25 protein-coding genes, 2 pseudogenes and 1 riboswitch are annotated in these 21007 nt (G+C 51.9%); of the genes and pseudogenes, 14 read left to right on the forward strand and 13 right to left on the reverse strand.

The window, feature by feature from the left end; translation table 11 throughout:
• Positions 1-53: 53 nt before the first annotated feature.
• Positions 54-1133 carry an NAD(P)-dependent alcohol dehydrogenase gene (locus Q3Y66_RS04850; protein WP_008957664.1) on the forward strand — a complete coding sequence of 360 codons (1080 nt, stop codon included), beginning with the start codon at positions 54-56 and terminating at the stop codon, positions 1131-1133.
• Positions 1134-1164: 31 nt separating this feature from the next.
• Here the strand turns inward: Q3Y66_RS04850 and thiC are convergent, their stop codons facing one another.
• Both thiC and tenA read right to left on the reverse strand, forming a co-directional pair.
• Entirely contained in the window at positions 1165-3066 is a 1902-nt protein-coding gene (gene thiC, locus Q3Y66_RS04855) for a phosphomethylpyrimidine synthase ThiC (RefSeq protein WP_008957663.1), read from the reverse strand.
• A 27-nt stretch (positions 3067-3093) separates the two neighbouring features.
• Positions 3094-3777 (reverse strand): thiaminase II, encoded by a 684-nt coding sequence (gene tenA / locus Q3Y66_RS04860; protein ID WP_008957662.1) that lies wholly within the window; start codon positions 3775-3777, stop codon positions 3094-3096.
• 79 nt (positions 3778-3856) lie between these two features.
• Positions 3857-4015, reverse strand: a riboswitch (TPP riboswitch).
• Positions 4016-4202: 187 nt separating this feature from the next.
• On the opposite strand from tenA, the gene Q3Y66_RS04865 reads away from it, so the two are divergent.
• Positions 4203-4913, forward strand: a complete 711-nt coding sequence (locus Q3Y66_RS04865; RefSeq protein ID WP_303319538.1) for a hypothetical protein — start codon at positions 4203-4205, stop codon at positions 4911-4913.
• Here the strand turns inward: Q3Y66_RS04865 and Q3Y66_RS04870 are convergent.
• Complete coding sequence (locus Q3Y66_RS04870) at positions 4809-5780, reverse strand: IS30 family transposase (RefSeq protein WP_303319550.1); 972 nt, start codon at positions 5778-5780, stop codon at positions 4809-4811. The genes Q3Y66_RS04865 and Q3Y66_RS04870 overlap by 105 nt on opposite strands.
• Before the next feature lie 99 nt (positions 5781-5879).
• On the opposite strand from Q3Y66_RS04870, the gene Q3Y66_RS20925 reads away from it, so the two are divergent.
• From Q3Y66_RS20925 to Q3Y66_RS04885, 4 genes are all read left to right on the forward strand, one after another.
• Positions 5880-6122 (forward strand): abortive infection family protein, encoded by a 243-nt coding sequence (locus tag Q3Y66_RS20925; RefSeq protein WP_368411724.1) that lies wholly within the window; start codon positions 5880-5882, stop codon positions 6120-6122.
• A gap of 111 nt (positions 6123-6233) precedes the next feature.
• Positions 6234-7367 carry a hypothetical protein gene (locus Q3Y66_RS04875; protein ID WP_008958285.1) on the forward strand — a complete coding sequence of 378 codons (1134 nt, stop codon included), beginning with the start codon at positions 6234-6236 and terminating at the stop codon, positions 7365-7367.
• Between the two features lie 523 nt (positions 7368-7890).
• Entirely contained in the window at positions 7891-8433 is a 543-nt protein-coding gene (locus Q3Y66_RS04880) for a hypothetical protein (protein WP_008958284.1), read from the forward strand.
• A 290-nt stretch (positions 8434-8723) separates the two neighbouring features.
• Positions 8724-9101 carry an Ltp family lipoprotein gene (locus tag Q3Y66_RS04885; RefSeq protein WP_008958283.1) on the forward strand — a complete coding sequence of 126 codons (378 nt, stop codon included), beginning with the start codon at positions 8724-8726 and terminating at the stop codon, positions 9099-9101.
• A 73-nt stretch (positions 9102-9174) separates the two neighbouring features.
• Here Q3Y66_RS04885 and Q3Y66_RS04890 read toward each other — a convergent pair.
• A pseudogene (locus tag Q3Y66_RS04890) lies at positions 9175-9270 on the reverse strand (type II toxin-antitoxin system YoeB family toxin); the annotation flags it as partial.
• Between the two features lie 265 nt (positions 9271-9535).
• On the opposite strand from Q3Y66_RS04890, the gene Q3Y66_RS04895 reads away from it, so the two are divergent.
• Complete coding sequence (locus Q3Y66_RS04895) at positions 9536-10141, forward strand: porin family protein (RefSeq protein ID WP_008958282.1); 606 nt, start codon at positions 9536-9538, stop codon at positions 10139-10141.
• Between the two features lie 121 nt (positions 10142-10262).
• Here Q3Y66_RS04895 and Q3Y66_RS04900 read toward each other — a convergent pair whose 3' ends face one another.
• Positions 10263-10565, reverse strand: coding sequence for a putative quinol monooxygenase (locus tag Q3Y66_RS04900; RefSeq protein WP_008958280.1), 303 nt, complete (start codon positions 10563-10565; stop codon positions 10263-10265).
• A 60-nt stretch (positions 10566-10625) separates the two neighbouring features.
• A complete protein-coding gene (locus tag Q3Y66_RS04905; protein ID WP_008958279.1) occupies positions 10626-11645 on the reverse strand; it encodes an NADP-dependent oxidoreductase in 1020 nt (339 codons plus the stop codon).
• Between the two features lie 107 nt (positions 11646-11752).
• Here Q3Y66_RS04905 and Q3Y66_RS04910 point away from each other — a divergent pair, with 107 nt between their 5' ends.
• Positions 11753-12637, forward strand: a complete 885-nt coding sequence (locus Q3Y66_RS04910) for a LysR family transcriptional regulator (RefSeq protein WP_008958278.1) — start codon at positions 11753-11755, stop codon at positions 12635-12637.
• A 95-nt stretch (positions 12638-12732) separates the two neighbouring features.
• Here Q3Y66_RS04910 and Q3Y66_RS20930 read toward each other — a convergent pair.
• Positions 12733-12801 (reverse strand): annotated as a pseudogene (locus tag Q3Y66_RS20930) (thiaminase II); the annotation flags it as partial.
• A gap of 452 nt (positions 12802-13253) precedes the next feature.
• Between Q3Y66_RS20930 and Q3Y66_RS04915 the strand changes: the two are divergent.
• The 5 genes from Q3Y66_RS04915 (at position 13254) to Q3Y66_RS04935 (ending at position 16500) form a co-directional block, all read left to right on the forward strand.
• Entirely contained in the window at positions 13254-13841 is a 588-nt protein-coding gene (locus Q3Y66_RS04915; protein WP_008958276.1) for a hypothetical protein, read from the forward strand.
• 135 nt (positions 13842-13976) lie between these two features.
• Positions 13977-14534 (forward strand): hypothetical protein, encoded by a 558-nt coding sequence (locus Q3Y66_RS04920; protein ID WP_008958275.1) that lies wholly within the window; start codon positions 13977-13979, stop codon positions 14532-14534.
• A gap of 135 nt (positions 14535-14669) precedes the next feature.
• Positions 14670-14864, forward strand: coding sequence for a hypothetical protein (locus tag Q3Y66_RS04925; RefSeq protein ID WP_008958274.1), 195 nt, complete (start codon positions 14670-14672; stop codon positions 14862-14864).
• A 584-nt stretch (positions 14865-15448) separates the two neighbouring features.
• Positions 15449-15904 carry a GNAT family N-acetyltransferase gene (locus tag Q3Y66_RS04930; RefSeq protein ID WP_008958273.1) on the forward strand — a complete coding sequence of 152 codons (456 nt, stop codon included), beginning with the start codon at positions 15449-15451 and terminating at the stop codon, positions 15902-15904.
• Positions 15905-16017: 113 nt separating this feature from the next.
• Complete coding sequence (locus tag Q3Y66_RS04935) at positions 16018-16500, forward strand: hypothetical protein (RefSeq protein WP_008958272.1); 483 nt, start codon at positions 16018-16020, stop codon at positions 16498-16500.
• Between the two features lie 121 nt (positions 16501-16621).
• On the opposite strand, the gene Q3Y66_RS04940 is transcribed toward Q3Y66_RS04935, so the two are convergent.
• The 6 genes from Q3Y66_RS04940 to Q3Y66_RS04965 all read right to left on the reverse strand — a co-directional run bounded on the left by Q3Y66_RS04940 (position 16622) and on the right by Q3Y66_RS04965 (position 20218).
• The gene (locus Q3Y66_RS04940) at positions 16622-16876 is read right to left on the reverse strand and encodes a Txe/YoeB family addiction module toxin (RefSeq protein WP_008958271.1); all 255 of its coding nucleotides are present in this window, start codon (positions 16874-16876) and stop codon (positions 16622-16624) included.
• Positions 16873-17124, reverse strand: coding sequence for a type II toxin-antitoxin system Phd/YefM family antitoxin (locus Q3Y66_RS04945; protein ID WP_008958270.1), 252 nt, complete (start codon positions 17122-17124; stop codon positions 16873-16875). Before Q3Y66_RS04945 ends, Q3Y66_RS04940 begins: the two co-directional genes overlap by 4 nt.
• 183 nt (positions 17125-17307) lie before the next feature.
• Positions 17308-17979 (reverse strand): hypothetical protein, encoded by a 672-nt coding sequence (locus tag Q3Y66_RS04950; RefSeq protein WP_008958269.1) that lies wholly within the window; start codon positions 17977-17979, stop codon positions 17308-17310.
• Entirely contained in the window at positions 17976-18935 is a 960-nt protein-coding gene (locus tag Q3Y66_RS04955; RefSeq protein WP_008958268.1) for an aldo/keto reductase, read from the reverse strand. The genes Q3Y66_RS04950 and Q3Y66_RS04955 overlap by 4 nt, the downstream gene beginning before the upstream one ends.
• The gene (locus Q3Y66_RS04960) at positions 18932-19345 is read right to left on the reverse strand and encodes a hypothetical protein (protein ID WP_008958267.1); all 414 of its coding nucleotides are present in this window, start codon (positions 19343-19345) and stop codon (positions 18932-18934) included. The genes Q3Y66_RS04955 and Q3Y66_RS04960 overlap by 4 nt, the downstream gene beginning before the upstream one ends.
• 51 nt (positions 19346-19396) lie before the next feature.
• Entirely contained in the window at positions 19397-20218 is an 822-nt protein-coding gene (locus tag Q3Y66_RS04965) for an aldo/keto reductase (RefSeq protein ID WP_008958266.1), read from the reverse strand.
• 281 nt (positions 20219-20499) lie between these two features.
• On the opposite strand from Q3Y66_RS04965, the gene Q3Y66_RS04970 reads away from it, so the two are divergent.
• Entirely contained in the window at positions 20500-20919 is a 420-nt protein-coding gene (locus Q3Y66_RS04970) for an ester cyclase (RefSeq protein ID WP_008958265.1), read from the forward strand.
• The last annotated feature ends 88 nt before the right edge of the window (positions 20920-21007 follow it).

The following is a 21007-nucleotide window of genomic DNA, read 5'->3' on the forward strand; positions in this document are numbered from 1 at the left end:
AGCTATAGCTTAATGGTGAAGTGTCATGACTCCCTTCACTGAGGAAGCGCCCCATGCCTACCATGATGAAAGCGGCTATCTTCGTTGAACCCGGCCGCATCGAAATCGACGACAAACCCATTCCCGAGATCGGCCCCAACGATGCGCTAATGCGTGTGACCACCACCACGATCTGCGGGACCGATGTGCATATCCTGAAAGGTGAGTACCCGGTGGAGCGCGGCCTAACCATCGGCCATGAACCCGTGGGCATTATCGAAAAACTGGGGGCCAACGTTAAAGGCTATAAAGAAGGCCAACGGGTCATTGCTGGCGCCATCTGCCCCAGCTTTACCTCCTACGCCTGCCAGGATGATTGCTGCTCACAAGATGGCGGCCACCACGGCCACGGTTATAAACCGATGGGCGGCTGGCGCTTTGGTAACACTATCGATGGTGCCCAGGCCGAGTACCTGCTGGTGCCGGATGCCCAGGCCAACCTCTCGCCAGTACCGGACGGCCTAACCGACGAACAGGTGCTGATGTGCCCGGACATTATGTCCACCGGCTTTGCCGGTGCCGAAGCCGCCGGTATCAAAATCGGCGATACGGTGGCGATATTCGCCCAAGGGCCGATTGGCCTGTGCGCTACCGCCGGTGCGCGGCTGCGTGGGGCCGGGATGATCATTGCGGTAGACGGGGTTGATGAGCGTTTGGCCATGGCCAAGCAGATGGGCGCGGACGTAACGCTGGATTTCCGCAAGGTGGATGTGGTCGAGGAAATTCTCAAGCTCACCGGCGGGCGCGGCGTCGATTCCGCGATTGAAGCGCTTGGCCTGCAACAGACCTTTGAATCCGCCCTGCGGGTGCTAAAACCCGGCGGAACGCTCTCCAGCCTGGGTGTTTACTCCCAAGACCTGACGATTCCGCTGGGTGCTTTCTGTGCGGGCCTGGGTGACCACAAGATCGTTACCTCACTTTGCCCTGGCGGCAAAGAGCGTATGCGCAGGCTGATGAGCATCATTGCCGCCGGACGGTTGGATCTTGGCCCCATGGTGACCCACCGTTACGCGCTGGATAATATCGTCGAAGCCTACGACCTGTTCTCCCACCAGCGCGACGGCGTATTAAAAGTGGCCCTCAAGGTTTCCTGAGGGCCACAGGCAGCGTGCGATACCGCTTGTTTTATACCTCCTGATACAGCGCGCTGCCTTCCCGACGGAACTTCTCCGCCTGCTCCTGCATTCCGCGTTTCACCGCTTCGGCATCGCCTTCAGCGGCGTTTTCCGGCGTGCGGTCGCGGTAGGTGTCACGCACTTCCTGGCTGATTTTCATGGAGCAGAACTTTGGCCCGCACATGGAGCAGAAGTGCGCCACCTTGGCGGAGTCCTTCGGTAGGGTTTCGTCGTGGTACTCCCGTGCGGTGTCCGGGTCTAGGCCCAGGTTGAACTGGTCCTCCCAACGGAACTCGAAGCGCGCCTTGGAGAGGGCATTATCGCGACGCTGCGCCGCCGGGTGGCCCTTGGCCAAATCCGCTGCGTGGGCGGCAATCTTGTAGGTGATAATACCGGTTTTGACGTCGTCCTTGTTGGGCAGGCCCAAATGCTCTTTCGGCGTCACGTAGCAGAGCATGGCGCAGCCAAACCAACCGATCATCGCCGCCCCAATGCCGGAGGTAATGTGGTCGTAGCCGGGGGCGATATCCGTCACCAGCGGCCCAAGCGTGTAGAAGGGCGCTTCATCGCAGTACTCCAGCTGCTTATCCATGTTCTCTTTTACCAAGTGCATGGGCACATGGCCGGGGCCTTCAATCATCACCTGTACATCGTGCTTCCAGGCAATGTGGGTCAGCTCGCCCAGGGTTTTTAGCTCCGCCATTTGCGCTTCATCGTTGGCATCGGCAATGGAGCCGGGGCGCAGGCCGTCGCCCAGCGAGAACGCCACATCGTACTGCTTGCAGATCTCGCAGATCTCCTCGAAGTGGGTGTACAGGAAGCTCTCCTGATGGTGATACAAGCACCACTTCGCCATGATGGAACCGCCACGGCTTACAATGCCGGTGACGCGGTTGGCGGTGAGCGGCACGTAGCGCAGCAGCACCCCCGCGTGAATGGTGAAGTAGTCCACGCCCTGTTCGGCCTGCTCGATCAGCGTATCGCGGAAGATCTCCCAGGTGAGGTCTTCGGCAACACCATTGACCTTCTCCAGCGCCTGATAGATAGGCACCGTGCCAATCGGCACCGGCGAGTTGCGGATGATCCACTCGCGGGTTTCATGGATATTCTGGCCGGTGGAGAGATCCATGATGGTGTCCGCGCCCCAGCGGATGCCCCAGGTCATCTTATCCACCTCCTCTTCAATGGAAGAGGTGACTGCCGAGTTGCCCAGGTTGCCGTTAATCTTGACCAGGAAGTTACGGCCAATAATCATCGGCTCGCTTTCCGGGTGGTTGATATTATTGGGAATAATCGCCCGCCCGCGGGCGACTTCATCACGCACGAATTCAGGGGTAATCTCATCCGGCAAGCTGGCACCAAAGCTTTGGCCGGGGTGCTGGTGGCCCAGAATCCGCTCTACCTCAGCGGTACCTAACGTTTGGCGACGCTGGTTTTCCCGTAGCGCGATAAACTCCATTTCCGGGGTAATAATCCCTTGGCGGGCGTAGTGCAGTTGAGTCACGTTCTTGCCTGCTTTAGCCCGGCGTGGTGTGCGGGTTAAATCAAAGCGCAGCTGGGCAAGCGTCGGGTCGTTGGCGCGACGGTTACCGTAATCCGACGTTGGCCCCGCTAGAAATTCGGTGTCGTCCCGCGCTTCAATCCAAGCGCGGCGCAGGGCAGGCAGGCCTTGGCGTAGATCAACCTGCGCATTGGGGTCGGTATAAGGGCCGGAGGTGTCGTACACCAGCAGCGGCGGGTTCTCTTCGTCAATGCTGCTGGTTTTGGTCGGCGACAGGGTGATTTCCCGAAACGGCACGCGAATATCCGGCTGCGAGCCTTCGATATACACCTTCCGCGAGCCGGGCAGCGGCTGAATGGCGGCGGCATCGACCTGGGCGGTTTCGGCTAGAAAATGGCTTGTTTTGCTCATGGGTAGGTTCCTTTTAGTTGTTAGTCATTAATGTGTGAGGTCTTCGTCTATCAGCTCTAGGCCCATCTGCCAGAAGTCGATTTCCAGGCGTGTGGCATTGCGGAAGATTTTGCTCAGTTCGGCAAAGCGGGCGGGAGTAACGTCGGCAAGGCGAGCATTGAGCCATTCAAGCTCCGCCTGCATGGCGGCCTGAAACTCGTCGCCTTCGTACATGGCGATCCAGGCATCAAAGGGGTTTTGTACACCGCGCAGGGTAGAAGGTTGGGCGTTCAGCCAGTTGGCGATTTCGCCATAGCCCACCAGGCAGGGGGCCAGCGCCACGTGCAAATCGAGCAAATCGCCGCGGTTGCCGGTATCTAACACATAGCGAGTGTAAGCCAGCGTTGCGCGGGCTTCGGGGAGTTCGGCAAGCTCTTGCTCACTGATTCCCCACTCCTGGCAAAAGCCCACATGCAGGCCCAGCTCCACATCCACAATAGCTTTCAAGCCTTCATGGGCTTGGCGCAAATCCGCCAGGGTGGGGCTTTTATAGGCAGCCAGCGCATAGGCGCGGGCGAAGTGAATCAAAAACAGGTAATCCTGCTTTAAGTAGTGGCGAAACGACGCTTCAGGTAGCGTGGCGTTGCCCAACTGACGCACGAAATCGTGCTCGATATAGGCGCGCCAATCATCGTGACAAGCGTTGGTAAGATCGGTAAAGGAGTAGCCCATGATGCCTCCGGTAGTAATGATCCGGAGGGGAGGCGAAAAAGATCAAGGAAATGGCACGGAAGGGTGGCGTAAAGGTGCGCCGCGGCCATCGCTTGATCCCTACGCCGGTACCCGCGCCGCAACTCAAGTGAGCAGCAGCGCATTAGCCGGATCAGGTTCAGCGGGACCAGCGCTCGGTAGCCAAAAGCTCACCCTGCGCCATCTCAGCCGGATTTCACCGGCACCCCGTCAAGCTGTTCGTGGGTGGAGTTTAGGAGGTAAGTGGGGGGAGATGCAAGGAGGGTAATCTTAAGTGCCGAATTAGGCTTTGCTTGGAAGTAAGGTTATGGGGTAGGGTTAATATGTTTGCTGTATATGCGCCGTTATGTACATTGAGATCATGCAGCGGGGCCTAGAACCACTGTTAGTTCCATGGAGACCCCAGATTGAGCGGCAATATTCCAAATTCTGTAATAGGGGCTGTGGCTTCGGTAATTGCAAGCTATTACTACAGCCACTCAAAGCTAGAAACGCTATTTATGGAAAGTGGCGCTCCCGGCGATGCGCCCGAAGGGAATTGTGAAAGGAAATGTAGTGATTGGCTAAAACGTTGTAATAATTATCCCGAAGTTGATGCTCTTGATGTGCTTGGCAGGATTATTCAGGGCTACATGGACCAAGAAGCGCCGTCATCATTGTTTTACGATTCGCCTCCGAGAATTGAAGAGGGGCAGGCGCGGATTAAAGCGGCTTTGGCGCAAAACCAGCTTTCGTACCGACTGAATGGCTACATTACTCAAGCTGGGTCAACGCCGATATCTAAAACATTAGAAGACTATCTGAAGTCAGGCAATTTTTCGTCTATTGAAAAAGAATTTGAGAGAGCGGTAGAGCATATTCAAACTGACCCATACTCATCAGTCACTGCTGCCTGCTCGATTATTGAATCGGCCTTAAAGTTTTACATAGAGCGTTTCAGTTTGGCGGCACCAAATAAATTGAACGTTATGCCATTGTGGGCAGTGGGGCGGCCTCAAGTTCCAAGTGCAACACTATTGAAGAGTGCTCGGGCCGGCGACGGATTTCTTGAGCACCTCGGCGTAGACTTCCAGTGGCGAGCGCCAATCCAGTGTCTTGCGCGGCCGTGTATTGAGTGAGTCGGCGATCTCGTCGAGTTCTTCCTGGCTGTAGACCGACAGATCCGTGCCCTTTGGCAAGTACTGTCTCAACAGCCCGTTGGTGTTCTCATTGGAACCCCGCTGCCATGGGCTATGCGGGTCGGCAAAGTAGATCGCTGTCCCCGTCTTCTGAGTGATCTCGGCATGTTTCACCATCTCTTTGCCCTGGTCATAGGTCATGGACAGGCGCAGGGTGCGCGGCACCTCATTGAGCTTGTCGCTGAAGCCGACAGCCGCCGCTGTGGCCGTGGTGCCATCCACTTTCGCCAGAATCACTAAACGCGTCGTGCGCTCCACCAATGTACCAACGGCAGAGCGATTGTTAGCGCCCATGATGAGATCCCCTTCCCAGTGGCCGGGCATCAGGCGATCTTCGATTTCAGGCGGCCGCAGATGGATGCTCACCAAGTCTGGAATCTGTTGTCGCCTATCCTTGCCACGGCTGCGAGGGCGTCGTTTACCTTTACCCTGGCGCAAACAGGCAATCAGCTCTTTCTTGAGCGAGCCGCGCGGCATGAGATAGAGCGCATTGTAGATGGCTTCGTGCGAGACGTGGCGGTCAGTATTATCAGGAAACATACGCTTTAGTGTGCGGGCTATTTGCTCTGGTGACCAGTACTTGCGCAGCAGGTAGACCACCAGTTCGAACAGCTCACCGTCGAGAGGAAGCTTCAAGCTACGGCGAGGCCGACAGCGGGTCAGTCGGGCGCGATGTCCAGCGAGGCTGGCGTCATACGCTCTGTTAGGGCTAACAGTATGACGCACCAGTTCTCGTGAAATAGTACTGGGCGAACGCCCTAACTGACGGGCGATAGCGCGAATCGAGTGGTTAGCCCGCATCAGCATGATGGCGGCTCGGTCTTCGGCAGAAAGATGGCGATAACAGTGAGTCATGGCAATACCCTACCTGATAGGTTAGGTGTTGCACTTGGTCATTGAGACCGCCTGGTTCAGCCTCACCTAAGTTTGAATGCTGATGCCACGCTGGCCGCAGATCAGCATAAAGTGCTGAAGGGGATTTCCTCAATCATTGATGGTGTAGGTGCTTTTAGGTCACACATAGGTTCAGCTCATGGGCGTGGCTCCAGTCCTCCAAATATCGTGGTTGCTGAGGCTCGGCTTGTTGTTAATGTTGCGCATACATTGGTGGTTTTCATTATGGAGGTGCTACATGCCAAGAAAGCCTAACAAATGCTGGTACGGCAACGCCCACTATATTACACCTCCGGCTCCATTCCATGCGCGCACATGCTGAAAGCGTTATCCATTAGGGATATTTAACCTACAAGAAGGTATGAGATGGAAAACGACTCTTTAAGTAATGTGGTGAAAAACATCGATGGTATCGTTAGAGAACTGAATGAAGCTGTTGGCCATTTAGCCTCGCTTCTGAAAGGGCATAAAATTACAGCTAAAACTCAAGAGCAATTCCAGACTTTTGGTGCGCGTTACAATGATTACTTGAAAAAACTGGAATCAAACGCTAGTTTTGATCAAGTTAACAGCTCAGCTTCTGCTATCCAAACATATGCAGCGGCAATCGTTCAGGGTTTGGCTAAGTCTTCTGTAGGGAATAATGACGAAATAAAAAGTGTCATTAATAAAGTCTCAAATTTGTCAAAAAGGCTTAAAGAAAATTTAGAAGATAGAGAGGTTGTTTTTGATAGCGAAATTCATATGGGGGAAAAGAAAAGAGTACAGTCGCCTCACGCTGGTGCCGAGCTGGCAAGTTCTTCTGAAGAATTTAAAAAGCATATTGAATCTTTAAAAAGTGAGTTAAGCCTCGCAGAAGAACGCCACCTTAAAAGAGAGTCCTTATTGTCAGCTAAGCTTGAAGAGCTTGAGCAGAAATTAGACACGTTAGAAAGTGATGTAAAAAAACGCATTGAATCTGTTGACTCCCTTTATTCAGAGGCGCAATTGAACCTTGAAGAAAAACAGAATAGTGTAGACAATTTGCTTGGAACTATTTCCGAAGGCGTTATTGCAAGAGATTATGATTCTAGTGCAATAGAAGAGAAGAAGATGGCGGATTGGTTACGTTTTTCTTCATTAGGGTGCATGGCCGTTATCGCTGTAATAATCGGCTTTTCACTTTATGAAACCACTATAGAATCATTTGATTGGGAGAATGCCTCGTTTCGATTGGTATTCACTATTCTTTTGTCCGCTCCAGCAGCATATTTAGCACGAGAGTCTGCTAAGCATAGGCAGCAGCAATATACTCATCTGCAGACGTCACTAGACCTAAAAGCTATCAGCCCTTACTTGGCTTCGTTACCTATTGAAGAGCAGCATAGACTAAAGTCGGAAATTGCAAATAGGCTGTTTGTTCCAAGGGATTCTACAACGGTTGGCGCAGACCTCTATCCTATTAACAGCCATGAAATATTAATTAAACTGTTGGAAAAATTGGATTTTAAGTCTCGTTAAAAGGTCAGGAAATCCAGTTAAAAGAATAGTTAAAAAGCCAGCTAGAAGGTTCGTCTACTCACCACTCTGCTGTTTTTCAGTGGCTCTTGTGACAGCGTTGGGGCTTTAGAAAAACCGCTGATGCCTAATTTTCAGTAGGATGAGTAAAGACGGCGAGGAATGGTCAGCATACTGCTCTTCAAGCCTTATAACCACGTTCAGAGGATCATGGTGAATATTAATTTTAATTTACCGGGATCAGCTGCAGCCAGGCTCCTTTGAACAAGCATTGCATTGTCTGATTGAGCACAAGCAGGACTTATCGGTTTTCCATCCCAAATACTGCAAGAATGCGCCAGCTGGCTGGCCTATGATCCGGCCATCTTGCTAAAAATTACCCTGTTTCCTTTCTTATAAGGCCGGACTCAAAAGTGTAGCGTTACTCAATGAGGGCCAACGTCTAGCCGAAAGGCGATAGAGATAGCTTGAAATCGAGTATTTATATTCCCCCTGTTAGTTTTTCTCTTAAGCAAGGTGTAAAAGCATGTTTGAAATAGCGATCCTTGAAGAAGAAGCTCACCTCTCCACGTTGGTAAATACCGTACTGTACACACTTCGCAAGTCAATCAAGGAGATTGAGTATCCACATGATCTGCGAAAGAAATCCAATATGGTGGCATGGGAGCAATACTATAAGGAAATTGACGCCCTCAACGAAGATATCTTTTCAGCCTTGAACGGAAGAGCAGGTGTGTATGCGATTTTGACCGCTAGACCCACTAAAGAGTGGCACCTACGATATATTGGGCAAACAGACGTGAGAGGAAGTAAGCAACGCATACGTTCTCACATTGTATGGCGAAACAAATCAACAAAATCGGGAAAATTCACTGGCTCAAAATTCGACGAGGTCCAGCACGCCGTTGTTTGCGGAGCGGATATTGCTATCTCGTTTGTAGAGATTGCACCTGCAAGCTTACGACATTATGTCGAAGAAATATTGATCAAGACAAAACAGCCTGAATGGAACTTAAAAGGAACAACTCTGCAGGGGCAAAGCCAGAGTGCTCGCTCATGTGTCCTGTGATTGTATAGCCTAACCAGTGCAGGCGCGGCGACCTCCTTTCCATTGCGCCTTGGACTCCATTCCAAGGTCGCGTGTGCTGCGGGCATTAAGTCTGACTACACCCATGCAAATTGCCAAGTTTGCGGAGTGTGGTGATCAACGGCAATAACTATGGCTTCTTCTGTCAGCTCATGGCGAATATATCGTATGGGAAGCGTTCTGGAATCAGGCGTCTTGGTGTTGGGCTCTTGCTGGCGCCGTGAGTAAACTAAAGATAAGGGCCACCCGGATTTACATATGGAGAAATGACAATGAAAATTTTGAAATTAGCGATGATTATGGCCTTGTTTGCCGCCTTGCCGACATGGGCGGATAGCCTTACGGGGCCTCAAAATAATGCCGTAAGATCTGCGAATCTATATCTCAGCATGCAGGGCTTCTCACGGAACGGACTTATTCAGCAGCTCTCATCAGACTTTGGCGATGGTTATGAGGTTGCCGACGCTACCGTGGCTGTGGATAGCCTCGATATTGATTGGAACAAACAAGCGGCAAAGTCTGCGCAGCAGTACCTCAATATGATGGGCTTTTCTTGCCAAGGTCTTGTTGAGCAACTTTCATCCAGTGCAGGCGATGGGTACACCGAGAGCCAAGCCACTTATGGAGCACGGCAAGCGGGTGCTTGCTAATTAACCAATGGTACGTCCTGACAAATCCGTTCAAGAATCGACGTGCTTACGCGCAACCTAACGTAACGTTAAATCAGTAGTGATACCGGAGCTGGGCGATAAGCAAAGCGTCGTCCGTTACTTTGTATACCTTTCGGTGTTCTTTGTTGATTCGTCGAGACCAGTAACCGACGCGGCTCGCCATATTGACGAACCGTTTCAGCGCTGAGTCGATGACCGAAGCGCCTCTACCTTCCCGGTAGTGGCGCTTTTTTTACATACTATAAACTTACCTGTCGTAACCGAATCCTCCTTGTTGTCGAACAGTGTTTTGCCTATGGTTATACGTGTGAATCAAACGACTATCACATTGCGTGAATCACGGCAGGATAGCCTTTCAATACCATGACGATTCATAGAATCGTTCACAGCAAGTCGTCACAAGGAGAACACACGTGAAACTCAGAACCCTACTTACCGCCTCGTTTGCCTCTACCGCTCTGCTCGCCACGGCACCGTCGGCATTCGCCGCACCCAATGCTGATGGACTCTATCTGGGCATCGGCACCGGTTTCAGCTCGCTGGAGAACGACGACGACGAAGTCGGCGATTTCATCTCCGATGGCGCCGAAGACTTTGACTTGGATGATGACTCAGACAACGGCTTTAAAGGTTTCGTCGGCTACGAATTCAATCCTTACTTCGCTACCGAAATCTTCTATGCCGATCTTGGTCGTACGCGCCTGAGGGGTAACAGTGACGCCAATACCGATTTGGAATCCGACGCCTACGGGGCGAGTCTGGTCGGTCAATTGCCCATCACCTCCTGGTTTACCGCCTTCGCCAAGGCCGGTGTGGCCAAGTGGCAAACCGACGTCGATGGTAACCTTGGCGGGGCTAGCGTTGATCTTGAAGATCAGGACGGCACCGATCCGGTCTACGGTGTTGGCGCGCAGTTCAACTTCGACCCCTTCCTGGTCCGTGCCGAATACGAGCGCTACGACTTCGACAGCGACTATAAGATCGACTCCTTTACCGCGTCAGCCGGTTTCCGCTTCTAACCGTCAATTTGTTTTGCCATGTGCGATAACGGCGCCGGGGCGAGCCCCGGCGCTGCCGCTTTACCTCGCGCAACCCTCGCATCAGCTTCTGCACAAATGCCTAGTGCGCTTACAGGCATTTCTAATCCTCCATGAGGTCACGTTCATTCAATGCGTCGTACTTTCGGATATCAGCGCGCATCCTCCCGATCCATTGATTGACAAACTGTACGGTCTCGTCGGCGTTTAGATGAGCAGCTAGTGCGGCTTGATCAGCCCAACGCTCCGACAAGAGCAACCGTCCGGTGTCCGCGTCATCAACTGCCGCGTCATAAGAAATGTTTCCATCACGTTGCCGCGTGACGTTGGCAAGTGCTTTCAGGTGAGTCATAAATCGCGCTAATTCAGCCGGGGCAACGTATAAGTATCCGGTAACGATGAGCATGTATTGTTCCTCATAGTGCCGCCGCTGGTGCAAGGAATTGCTGTGATCGACGGCAACAATTTACTCTTTAACGACAAGCACGACCTTACCTTGAACACCGCCTTGCATAGCTCTCTGATGCGCAGCCGATGCTTCTGCCAATGAATAGGTACTGTCGATCACGACCCGAATGGTACGGTCGTCAAGCAAGCGACCGGCCTGCGCCAGAAGCATTCCGTTTGAGTGCACCTGTAGTGAGGAAACCGTAATCCCTAGCCTGTCGGCTTCATCCCTGGCAGAAAAGCCCAAGGGGTTGACCAGGAAGAGCGAGCCGCCTGGTTTAATAATGCTGAGAAAACGTTCCATGTTCGGCCCACCCACAGCGTCAAGCACCAGATCCACGTCATGGGCGACCGTTTCGGCGGCTGTCTTGGTGTAATCAATGAAGTCGTCAGCACCCAGCTCGCGAAGAAGCCCTTCATGCTTGCCTGAGGCAACCGCGATCACACGTGCCCCTTTCCATTTGGCGACTTGAACCGCTAGATGCCCCACGCCACCGCCAGCCCCATTGATCAAGACGGTCTTGCCTTCGAGCGGGACAGGCACATGCCGGAATGCCTGGAATGGGTTGGGTCGGTCTTGACCAGGGTCAACTAGAAATTGCCAGGCAGTAAGCAGTGACATCGGGGCACCTGCAGCCTCGACATGAGAAATGCTCTTTGGCTTCAACGCTGGTTGGCTTTCAGGAACGCTGACATATTCGGCATAGGTGCCGCTGCCCGTCATCAAGTCTTCGGGAAAACGCACCATTGCAAAGACGTGGTCACCTACGCTGACCTTGGAAACCTCGTCGCCTACGGCAGCAACGACGCCTGCCACATCAGTGCCTAATATCAGCGGGAAGTTGGGGCTAGGTTGCCATTCTGGCGGTAGCGCACGATAGCCGTCGCGCAGGTAAAGGTCTGGTGGATTAAGACTTGCCGCATGCACTTGGATAAGCACTTCACCGGCTTGTACTTCGGGTCGGGGCGTATCTTCGTAATGCAAGACCTCTGGGCCACCGAAACTATGCAGTTGCACTGCTTTCATCATCTCGTTCATCACAATCTCACTCAAGAATAGTCACATGGCAAATAGTAAGGAGGTTCCTTGTCGTTGATAATGGTGCGCCGTTTCGTTTTAATAGTTCCATGAAGGAACAAATCGGATTGGAACGCCTCACGGGGCTTATCGCATTTGCACGCGCCGGCTCTTTAGGCAGCTACACCGCTGCGGCGCGCTCGCTGTCTGTTTCGCCCTCTGCGATCAGTAAAAGCATCCAGCGGTTGGAGCGTCACTTCGGCGTCTCTCTTTTCACGCGTACGACACGCTCGCTGTCTTTCACAGCCGAGGGCCGCGACTTGCATGGGCGTGTGCTAGAGCTGCTGCGCCAAGCAGAAGAGATAGAACAGGTGGTTAAGTCTGCTCGTTCAGAGCCCGCAGGCACATTACGAATTGCGACATCACTTCCACTGGGACTGCACCTGATTGCTCCTGCTATTACGGATTTTCGAACACGCTACCCAAAGGTAACGATCGACCTGCGGCTGAGCGACCACATCGTCGGTATGGTTGAAGAGAGCATCGATCTTGCAGTACGAATCGGTGACCTTGCGGATTCGTCACTTTTGTCCAGGCGACTCTCACCTTACAGGCTCTCTTGCTACGCTTCGCCAGACTACCTAGCTAGGAATGGTGCTCCCGAGCATCCAGATGAACTGGTGGGGCACGAAACGATCAATTTGCGCTACCAAAGTACGGGCCAAATGTTTCGCTGGCCGTTCCTGATCGGTGGGAAGGAGGTCGAGATAGTGCCATCTTCCCCTGTCATCGTTGATTCAAGCGAAGCCGTCATAGCCGCTATGACAGCAGGGGCAGGCATTGGTATGGCTGCAAGTTTCATGGCTGCCCCGCGGGTTAGGCGAGAGGAACTGGTACCAATCCTGCCCGACTTCGACGTAGAGCGGCATAATATCGTGGCACTATGGCCACAGAGTCGTCGCACCAACCCCGCTGTACGCGCCTTTATCGATATGTTGATCGAAAGGCTTTGAATACCTAACACTTGATACACACAAGCCTCTGGAATCAACGAACAGCAGTTTTACATCGCTTTCGGCAGCATTTCAGCGCTTCGCAACGGTCCAACATCGTGCTCAATATAGGCGCGCCAATCTTGCTGGCAGGCGGTGGTGAGATCGGTAAAGCGGTAGCCCATGTTGCCTCAGGTGGTAATGATCTGGAGGGCAGGCGAGAAAGATCGAGGGAATGGCACGGAAGGTTGGTGCAAAGGTGCGCCGCGGCCATCGCTTGATCCCTACGTCGGTACCTGCGCTGTAACTCAAGTGAGCATCAGCACATTAGCCGGAGCGGGTACAGCGGGATCAGCGCTCGGCAGCATTAATTGCTAACCCTGTGCTATCAGCCGGATTTTACCGGCACCCCGTCAAGCTGTTCGTTGGTGACGTGTAGGAGGCGGGTGGGTTAGATGCAAGGGGAGTGAGCAAACACGCGAATTTTGGGTATGCTGCCAAAATTTGCTTTGCTACTAGAAGAATCGATGGGGTAAAGTTAATTTTGTTGGCTGAATAACCTCAATCAATGCGCCGTCGCGATTTTTTGAGGTTATTCAGCTGCATGTATGATCACTGTTATGAGTCAGGAAGGTAAATGGATAAGCGTTTAAAGCTCATATGGATGTGGATAAAGAAGTACAAGCATCCGCTAAGAGTTCTTGGAGGAATTTTTTTCGGGATGGGATTGTTGGCCGCTTTCTTCTGGATATCTGGTTTTGACATAGAGCCTGTAGCTTTTTCTCTCGGAATGATGAGTTCCCTTTTTCTTGCAAGCCCTTCAGTAGCAGAATACTTTTTGCCGGATCGTAAGCCAGTCCGAGATATGAGCTTTGAGGAAATCTTGGATTTCATTCCGAAAACTGACCCATCAGAAGATTGGCATGGGATATCAAGGGAATGGGCCAGTGAACGGTTCCTTAAAGAAGACCCACGTCTTCGGTTTAGAGCGAAATTTATAGACGATGGAATCCATTGTGAAGATTCCACCGAGGATTGGGCAAATCGGCATCCGGATAAAAGAGCAACTGGCTACTGGTATGAACTTTACTATGATGGTGCATTTTTAGACCGTTTTATATTGGTGTCTGTAGATGGCGGGAGGGCAGATCTTCCTCCACCAGATTTGCAAACCAAAGAAATTAGTCAGTTTGATTATCATTCGCAAAGATACATGACAATTTAAACTCTTTGGATGAGTACATAAGGCGGTCTGGTTTAAGCGTAAAAGACTCATAATAGTTTCTGTTTTTGGACGCGCTTACGCTGGCGCTCCGGCACGCCGCAAAGCCAAGCATTATAGCTCTTTAGGAGTTGGACTATGGACTGGAAGACTTTTATTACGGCAATAATTGCCTCCTTAGCATGGCCAGTAGTTGTCATATTTTCAATTGTTATACTTAAATCCAACCTTGGCGATTTACTGCCAAGGTTGAAGAAGCTTAAGCATAACGATACTGAGCTTGAGTTTATAGCGGGTGTTAAAGAGTTAGCCAAAGAAGATAGTGCCTTGCCCAAGCCGGAGATTGAGTCACAAGAAGTCAAATTAACCCGAGAGGTTTTGCAGCGTTTGGGAAATATCTCACCGCGATCTGCCGTTATCGAGGCTTACCGAATCGTTGAGGTTGCAGGTGTCAAAGCAATAGAAGCATTTTACCCAGATCTAAAAGGGCGTGATCTTCACAGTCAAGTTCAAGTGAGTAAAATGCTTAGAGATAAGGTTCTATCTTCAGAAAGATATCACCAGCTTCGCGAACTTTTAATGCTCAGAAATAAGGCGGCTCACGACGAAGAGTTTTCGTTAACAGGAAGTCCAATTGAGACTTATATTGATGTTGCGTTGTCGTTATCAAGTGAGCTTGAACAGGCCAAGCCATAATAGTCAATCAACTGCGCGCCTTCGGCGCCGAATACGGCAAAGCCGCGCCGATTATTTAGGCGTTGAACTTGTAGAAAAGCCCCGCTGACGGCTAAGTTTTGGTAGGAACGAGGAAGCAGGCGAGGAGTGGTCAGCATGCCGCGCTTCAAGGCTTATAACTACGATCAGAACGCCATGGTGGTGATCAACTACCAGGATCAGCTCCAGCCAGACACCTTTGAACACGCTGTGCACTACCTGATTGAGCACAAGCTCGACTTATCCGTTTTCCATCCCCAGTACCGCAACGACGTGACCGGTCGGTTGGCCTATGATCCAGCTTTCAGATGAAACGATAAGTAATATAAAAAGCTACCATTACAGTAGCTTTTATTAGTATTATTATTTTTTTGAGGATTTGCTAGGTTTTAAGCCCGGAGTATTTCCGGGTGTACTTTTATTGTCACGTCGACGTTGATCAGGTTTCCCTGTTGAGTCAGCAATTGGCTTTGGGCCTGGTTTAAGAGCCATAATTTTTTTTCCTTAATTGTATGAGAGAAATCCTCTCATACGTCAAGTTACTCGTATTGATTCATATATTCAATAGGTATGAGAGGTTTGGTTTTAACTAGTTTGCAACTGTGAATTTGTTGGAGTGAGCTTAGAGTGTTTGCGTTAAAAAAGAATATGCTACAGCAGGTTTACTGCTCTATATCAAAAATCTTAAGTTCCATAAATGAAAAGTTGCACCATGGGCTTTTGTTGTTAAATAGAAAATATGTAAGCTAATAAATTTTTCAAGGAGGGCGCAGCGCGTGGCATTTTTACTATTCGTTTTTTGTAATTAAGATGGTTTTCAACGGCTTTGGCATTGCGTTGCACACGCCGTAACAATGTGTTAAATCTAAAGCCAAGCATTAAATATGGAGCACCTAATGAAAGTTGCATACAGGATAGCAACGCCTAACGATACGGCCGAATGCATCGCCTTGAGAGGAAAGACGAGAGAAAATGCTTTCTCTGTCGAACAATTGGAAGAGCTCGGTATTACTTTAGATAGCTGGAAAGCAGGAGTTAGCGATGGCTCCTTACCTGGTTACGTTGGTGTTAGTGAAGGAAATATCATTGGCTATTGCTTCGGTGATAGCGAAACTGGAGAAATTGTTGTCCTAGCACTATTGCCAGAGTATGAAAGTAAAGGTGTTGGCAAAGTACTATTAAAGAAAATGATTGAGTATTTTAATTCTTTAGGGTTTGAAAGACTTTTCCTCGGATGCTCATCCGATCCGAAATCTCGGTCATATGGCTTTTATCGACACTTAGGCTGGTGTTCCACTGGTATATTTGATGATGCGGACGATGAGATACTTGAATACTTCCCTAATAAATAGTGAGGTCATTTGGTGCCGTCTAACAAGTGTTTCAAGCCATTCGCTGCGACGGACTAAAGTTCATCCATTAACTAAACGTGCTGACGCACGATAAAATTAACTAGGTAATTAAGATGAGCGATAGAGTAAAAGTGGCTTTGAGTTGGCTGAAGGGCATATTGGATTCAGAAAAAATTGACTACCAGATTGTTGGCGGTTTGGCTGCAAAAATTTACGGTGGCAGCCGCGAAGTGGCTGACATTGATTTGTATATCCGCAACTCAGACGCAGACAAGTTGTTAGCAAGGGTCGCTTCATATCTCTCAAAGCCTTTAACACATTACGTGGAATACGGTTGGGATTTAGAGTACTTTCAACTAATCTATCGTTCACAAAAAATCGAGGTTGGCTTGTCTCATGAAACTAGAATCCAATCTGCCATAGATGGTTCGTGGCACACGTTGGAAATAGATTTTTCTAAGTCAATTAAAATGCGTTATCAAGATATCGAAGTGCCAGTTATTCCTGCAGAAGAATTAATAAAATACAAACGTTTACTAAATAGGGAAGTAGATTTAATCGACATACATGAGCTGACTAAAAGCCCAACGTCATAAAAAAGCATTTAAGAGTGAATTGCAACGCTTGGCATTTTTAGTTCAAGGTTGGGTGTCGTTTTTACGGCGCAATGTTTTAGGTTAGGTGGCAGCGTTGCTCACACCTTAATGCTGCATTATATCAGTAGTGATAACGCAGCTGTGCAATAAGCAAAGCGTCATCCGTGACTTTGTAAACCATTCGGTGTTCTTCGTTGATTCGTCGAGACCAATAACCCGCGAGGCTGTGTTTGAGGGGCTCTGGTTTGCCGACGCCTGCAAATGGCTCTCGTTTAGTCTCTTTGATGAGCTTATTAATTCGGTTAAGAATCTTCTTGTCGGTTTTCTGCCAGTACAGATAGTCCTCCCAGGCGTTCTCGGAGAAGATCAATTTCATTCAAGAAGTTCCTTTTCCTGGCCACCACCTTGCTCCAGCTCGGTAACGGATTCCAGCAAACGGCGGGCGTTCTTAGGTGCGCGCAGGAGATAGGCTGTCTCTTGCAGTGCCTCATAGTCTTCGAGAGAGATCATTACCACGGATTGCGCCTTGCTTCGGGTGATGATCATAGGTGAGTGGTCTTCACAGACCTGCTCCATGGTTTTTGCTAGATTGGTTCTAGCGGCCGTGTAGCTGATGGCATCCATAAGGTAGCTCCTGTACGGGATGTTGTTAATGTACAGAATATCGTACGTTATGAGGTTTGACAATCGCCTGCACAGCGTTCGGTTTTCCGCCGCTTAAAACCAGCGGCTGAGCCCAGGCGTTAGGGGTTAAATTGTCGATAAACCAGAGCCTTGCATACGTTCATTATCGAAGATGCTGCGGCGTTATCGCTTGGCCTTGATGGATTTCCAAACAAGCCCAACAAGCGTAAGCGCCAACACGGCGAACAGCACGGCGGCGCCCGTCGAATCCAGCGCTTGCAACGTCAAGCCTGACACGACCAGCCAGAGTGCGGGAATGATGACGGCGATCCATAGGGCGAAACCCCGGAGCATGATAAGCACCAGGCCCAGCGTGGTAACCGCTGTGGGGTCGGCATGAATGCCGAATACTTCAGCCTGGTACCAGGAGCCACCGCTCAGCGGTGCTATCAACGGCATTATTAGCAGGCCGAAGAGGGTGATGGCTATGCCTATAATAACCGGTGGGTTTGTTGCGCGTGGCGCGTTATCCATTCCCCATCCCGTTAGCGCCATCAATACCAGCAGCACGGCTTGGGCGATGAAAGCGTAGCCAACATAGCCCCCGGCCCAGTTAAGTTCTGCATAGCGCTGAATGAAAAACACGACGGCGACGAAAGCCCAGAGAGGGGCGGGTAGCAGGCAGGCGATTCGCGCGCGGTGTTTCAGCGCCAGTACCAGGGTGGCGGCGCCGAGCCCGAGGGTCAGCAGGTGCAGCGGCCAGAAGGTTTCGCCCATGCGCTCCAGCAGGCGAAAGTAAACCTCCGCCGTGAAGGGAATAAAGTCCTGCAGCTGGTAGCTTGTCCACGCGTTCATAGCGACTCGAGATAGGTGGCTATCCGCTGCCGGACATTGGCCGAGGGCATGGGGGAGTGGCCAGCGCGCATATTCTCGCGCAGGTGCTCGACCTGGGTGGTGGCGGGTATCGCGCACGTTATCGCCGGGTGGCTGACGATAAACTTCAGCAGGAAGTCCGCCCAGGTTGTGCAACCGCATTCCTCGTTGGCCCATTCGGGCAATGGCGCGTTACGGCGCTTGAGGTTCTTGATCAAGCTGCCGCCATTGTAAGGCCGATTGGCGATCACGCCGATGCCCCGTTCTTCTGCCAGTGGCAGTAGCCGGTTTTCGGCCTCGCGGTGGGTGATGTTGTAGGTGAGCTGAACGAAGTCGATATCCTCTGACGTCATGATCTGCTCGATCTCGCTGTGGCGGCGCCCGTGTGAGGTGGTAATGCCGACATGGCGAATAATGCCTTCGGCTTTCATCGCCTGCAGCGCTGCCAAGTGCTCGCGCCAATCAGTCAGGTTGTGTACCTGCACCAGATCGAACTGCTCCACCTTCCAGCGCTCTTTAAGCTCCGCCACCTGCTCGCGGGCGGAACCACCGGCCGGACTCCAGACCTTCTCTGCGGCAAACAGGCTCTCGGGCGTGCCCAACTGCTGCAAGGCATATCCCATCACATCCGGCGCCGAGCCATACATGGGCGAGGAGTCGATCAGTCCACCGCCATGCTCGAAGAATGCCTTTACCACCTCGGTACGCGCATCAAGCAACTGCGGGTCACTGCCAACGTTGAAGGTGCGCCAGGTGCCCATGCCGATAACGGGCAGTTTTTTGTCCGTGCCCGCCAACGCCTTCTGGCGCATCCCGCCCGTGTTGGCAAGAAGCGATGCGGTTGGGAGCGCTATGGCGGCGAGCGTGGCGCCGATGAGCGTAAGGCTTTGTCTGCGCGTGATGCGATGCTTGATGCGGTGCTTGATGAGAGGCTTCATAGCGGTCGCTCCTTCCGATTTTTTCGAATCGGCACTGTGGCAGCCAACACCAGAACAAAGCATGTCAGCACAAATACCTTATTCACAAACCAGTTGGTGCGCCAGATCGACCACTCAGGGTCGGCGAGAAAACGGACGAACAGGGTACTGATGATAAGGATTTCAATGACGGACATGCCCACCGCCAAGGCACGCGTATAGCGAGGCCGTTCGAGCAGCGCCCAGCCTAGCCAGATGTGCGCCAGTGGCCATAGATCCCAATAGATATACCGCGCCCAGGGCTCGCCGTAGGCCAGCGCGTAACCCACAGGGAACAGGTATTTGATGAAAAGCGTCCACGCCGCGAGGATAAACAGCAAGTGGGCGAGGAAGCTGATCCAGGCATTGGGTCGTTGGGCGGGCAGTGACATGACAGTGCTCCTGTCCTATTCCTTTAATCCTGGGCCGTTAATGGCTCGTTCTCACACCATGTGCAAAGAGTGCTTGCGCGTTGGCGGGGGATAGGCGGCGTCAATCTGTGCCAAATCCTCTTCGTCGAGCCTGACCTTATCTGCCTCAGCATTCTGTTTGAGGTGCTCCAGATTTACGGCTTTGGGAATAGCGATCACGCCGGGGTGGCGCAGTGCCCAGGCAAGCGCAACTTGCGCGGGGGTGGCGCTGTGCTTGTCGGCGATGCGTTGCAGGGCGGCGTCACGAAGTAGCGCGCCGCCTTGCCCGATGGGGCAGTAGGCCATAAGCGGCATGTGGTGTTGTGCTTGCCAGGGCAGTAGGTCGTATTCAATGCCGCGGGCTTCGGGGTTGTAGAGCACTTGATTCGTGGCGCACGCGGGCGCGTTTAGCTCTTCTAGGTCGTCAACGTCGAAGTTCGACACGCCCCAGCGCAAGATCTTGCCCTGCTCGCGCAGCCGCTCAAACGCTTCCACTGTTTCGCTTAGCGGGTACTGGCCGCGCCAATGCAGCAGGTAGAGATCAATCGTATCGGTGCCCAATCGGCGCAGGCTGCGTTCGCAGGCGGCTTGAACACCCTGGGTGCTGGCGTTGTGCGGGTAAACCTTGCTAATCAGATACACCTCATCGCGCCGCCCGTGAATGGCTTCGCCCACGATTTCTTCAGCGCCGCCCTCGGCATACATCTCAGCGGTATCGATCAGCGTCATGCCCAGATCCAGCCCTTCACGCAGCGCTCTAACCTCAGCCTGCCGCTGCCCGGCATCCTCTCCCATGTGCCAGGTGCCCTGGCCAATACGGGGTACGCTTACGCCGCCTAGCTCTATTGTCTGCATATCTCGCTCTCCTAGTGTCATTCCCTGCTTTGATGCAGTTCTGACTGATTAAGGCAATCGCCGTTCATGGACCAAGCGTAGACGATCCGTATCGAAAGCCGCCCCATTTGAGAAGCACATCGGTGATCTTGCTGGCGCTATTACGCGTCGTACATCTCCAGCGGTATTATCGAAATGGGCCGCTATACTGCCAAATACCCCTATTAAACGTTGGCGAATAACGACCCGTTGGAGGCGTGACAGAGGGCGCCTAGCCCATTGATCCTCAACAGGAGTCTCACGTGTCAGAACAACATAAGGCCCGCATTGCTGCGTTTCTCGACCGCGTTCTCACAGCCGGTGAGATTTTTGCTACTGGCGAGTACTTTCATGACGATATGGTGGAAGAGGTTCCGTTTCCGGGCCAGGGGCCAGGCCTTGCAGGGCTCATGGAAACGTTAGCCGGTCTGCGAACCGCCTTTCCGGATATGCGCTGGAGCGTTCAAGAACAGATTGCAGAAGATAGCCGCGTCTTAACACGTTTCGTTTGGGAAGGAACTCAGCGGGGGGATTTTCTTGGAATACCACCGACTCACCGTGCCGTCAGCGTGTGGGGCATGGTCATTGATCAGTTTGAAGGGGAGAAGGTGAAGTCCACCCGCATTCTTATGGATACGATGGGCTTAATGCAGCAGCTTGGGGTTTTACCCGGTGCGCCTTAACAAGGTGACGACCCTGCAGCGTAACCGCCTTTAACATCTCGTATAGGAATCCAAGAAATGAATTCTGACATCGTTGCGGAAGCTGATC

The sequence above is a fragment of the Halomonas sp. HAL1 genome (assembly GCF_030544485.1).
GTDB classification, from domain to species: Bacteria; Pseudomonadota; Gammaproteobacteria; order Pseudomonadales; family Halomonadaceae; genus Vreelandella; species Vreelandella arctica.

Excerpts from the sequence above, each read along its gene's own strand:
- Q3Y66_RS04930 (WP_008958273.1), top strand. The coding sequence starts at position 15,449 with ATGAAAGTTGCATACAGGATAGCAACGCCTAACGATACGGCCGAATGC.
- Q3Y66_RS04905 (WP_008958279.1), bottom strand. The coding sequence starts at position 11,645 with ATGAACGAGATGATGAAAGCAGTGCAACTGCATAGTTTCGGTGGCCCA.
- Q3Y66_RS04915 (WP_008958276.1), top strand. The coding sequence starts at position 13,254 with ATGGATAAGCGTTTAAAGCTCATATGGATGTGGATAAAGAAGTACAAG.
- Q3Y66_RS04870 (WP_303319550.1), bottom strand. The coding sequence starts at position 5,780 with ATGCTGATGCGGGCTAACCACTCGATTCGCGCTATCGCCCGTCAGTTA.
- Q3Y66_RS04940 (WP_008958271.1), bottom strand. The coding sequence starts at position 16,876 with ATGAAATTGATCTTCTCCGAGAACGCCTGGGAGGACTATCTGTACTGG.
- Q3Y66_RS04945 (WP_008958270.1), bottom strand. The coding sequence starts at position 17,124 with ATGGATGCCATCAGCTACACGGCCGCTAGAACCAATCTAGCAAAAACC.
- Q3Y66_RS04950 (WP_008958269.1), bottom strand. The coding sequence starts at position 17,979 with ATGAACGCGTGGACAAGCTACCAGCTGCAGGACTTTATTCCCTTCACG.
- Q3Y66_RS04955 (WP_008958268.1), bottom strand. The coding sequence starts at position 18,935 with ATGAAGCCTCTCATCAAGCACCGCATCAAGCATCGCATCACGCGCAGA.
- tenA (WP_008957662.1), bottom strand. The coding sequence starts at position 3,777 with ATGGGCTACTCCTTTACCGATCTTACCAACGCTTGTCACGATGATTGG.
- Q3Y66_RS04965 (WP_008958266.1), bottom strand. The coding sequence starts at position 20,218 with ATGCAGACAATAGAGCTAGGCGGCGTAAGCGTACCCCGTATTGGCCAG.
- Q3Y66_RS04935 (WP_008958272.1), top strand. The coding sequence starts at position 16,018 with ATGAGCGATAGAGTAAAAGTGGCTTTGAGTTGGCTGAAGGGCATATTG.
- Q3Y66_RS04850 (WP_008957664.1), top strand. The coding sequence starts at position 54 with ATGCCTACCATGATGAAAGCGGCTATCTTCGTTGAACCCGGCCGCATC.
- Q3Y66_RS04920 (WP_008958275.1), top strand. The coding sequence starts at position 13,977 with ATGGACTGGAAGACTTTTATTACGGCAATAATTGCCTCCTTAGCATGG.
- Q3Y66_RS04880 (WP_008958284.1), top strand. The coding sequence starts at position 7,891 with ATGTTTGAAATAGCGATCCTTGAAGAAGAAGCTCACCTCTCCACGTTG.
- Q3Y66_RS04960 (WP_008958267.1), bottom strand. The coding sequence starts at position 19,345 with ATGTCACTGCCCGCCCAACGACCCAATGCCTGGATCAGCTTCCTCGCC.
- Q3Y66_RS04875 (WP_008958285.1), top strand. The coding sequence starts at position 6,234 with ATGGAAAACGACTCTTTAAGTAATGTGGTGAAAAACATCGATGGTATC.
- Q3Y66_RS04925 (WP_008958274.1), top strand. The coding sequence starts at position 14,670 with ATGCCGCGCTTCAAGGCTTATAACTACGATCAGAACGCCATGGTGGTG.
- Q3Y66_RS04885 (WP_008958283.1), top strand. The coding sequence starts at position 8,724 with ATGAAAATTTTGAAATTAGCGATGATTATGGCCTTGTTTGCCGCCTTG.
- thiC (WP_008957663.1), bottom strand. The coding sequence starts at position 3,066 with ATGAGCAAAACAAGCCATTTTCTAGCCGAAACCGCCCAGGTCGATGCC.
- Q3Y66_RS04900 (WP_008958280.1), bottom strand. The coding sequence starts at position 10,565 with ATGCTCATCGTTACCGGATACTTATACGTTGCCCCGGCTGAATTAGCG.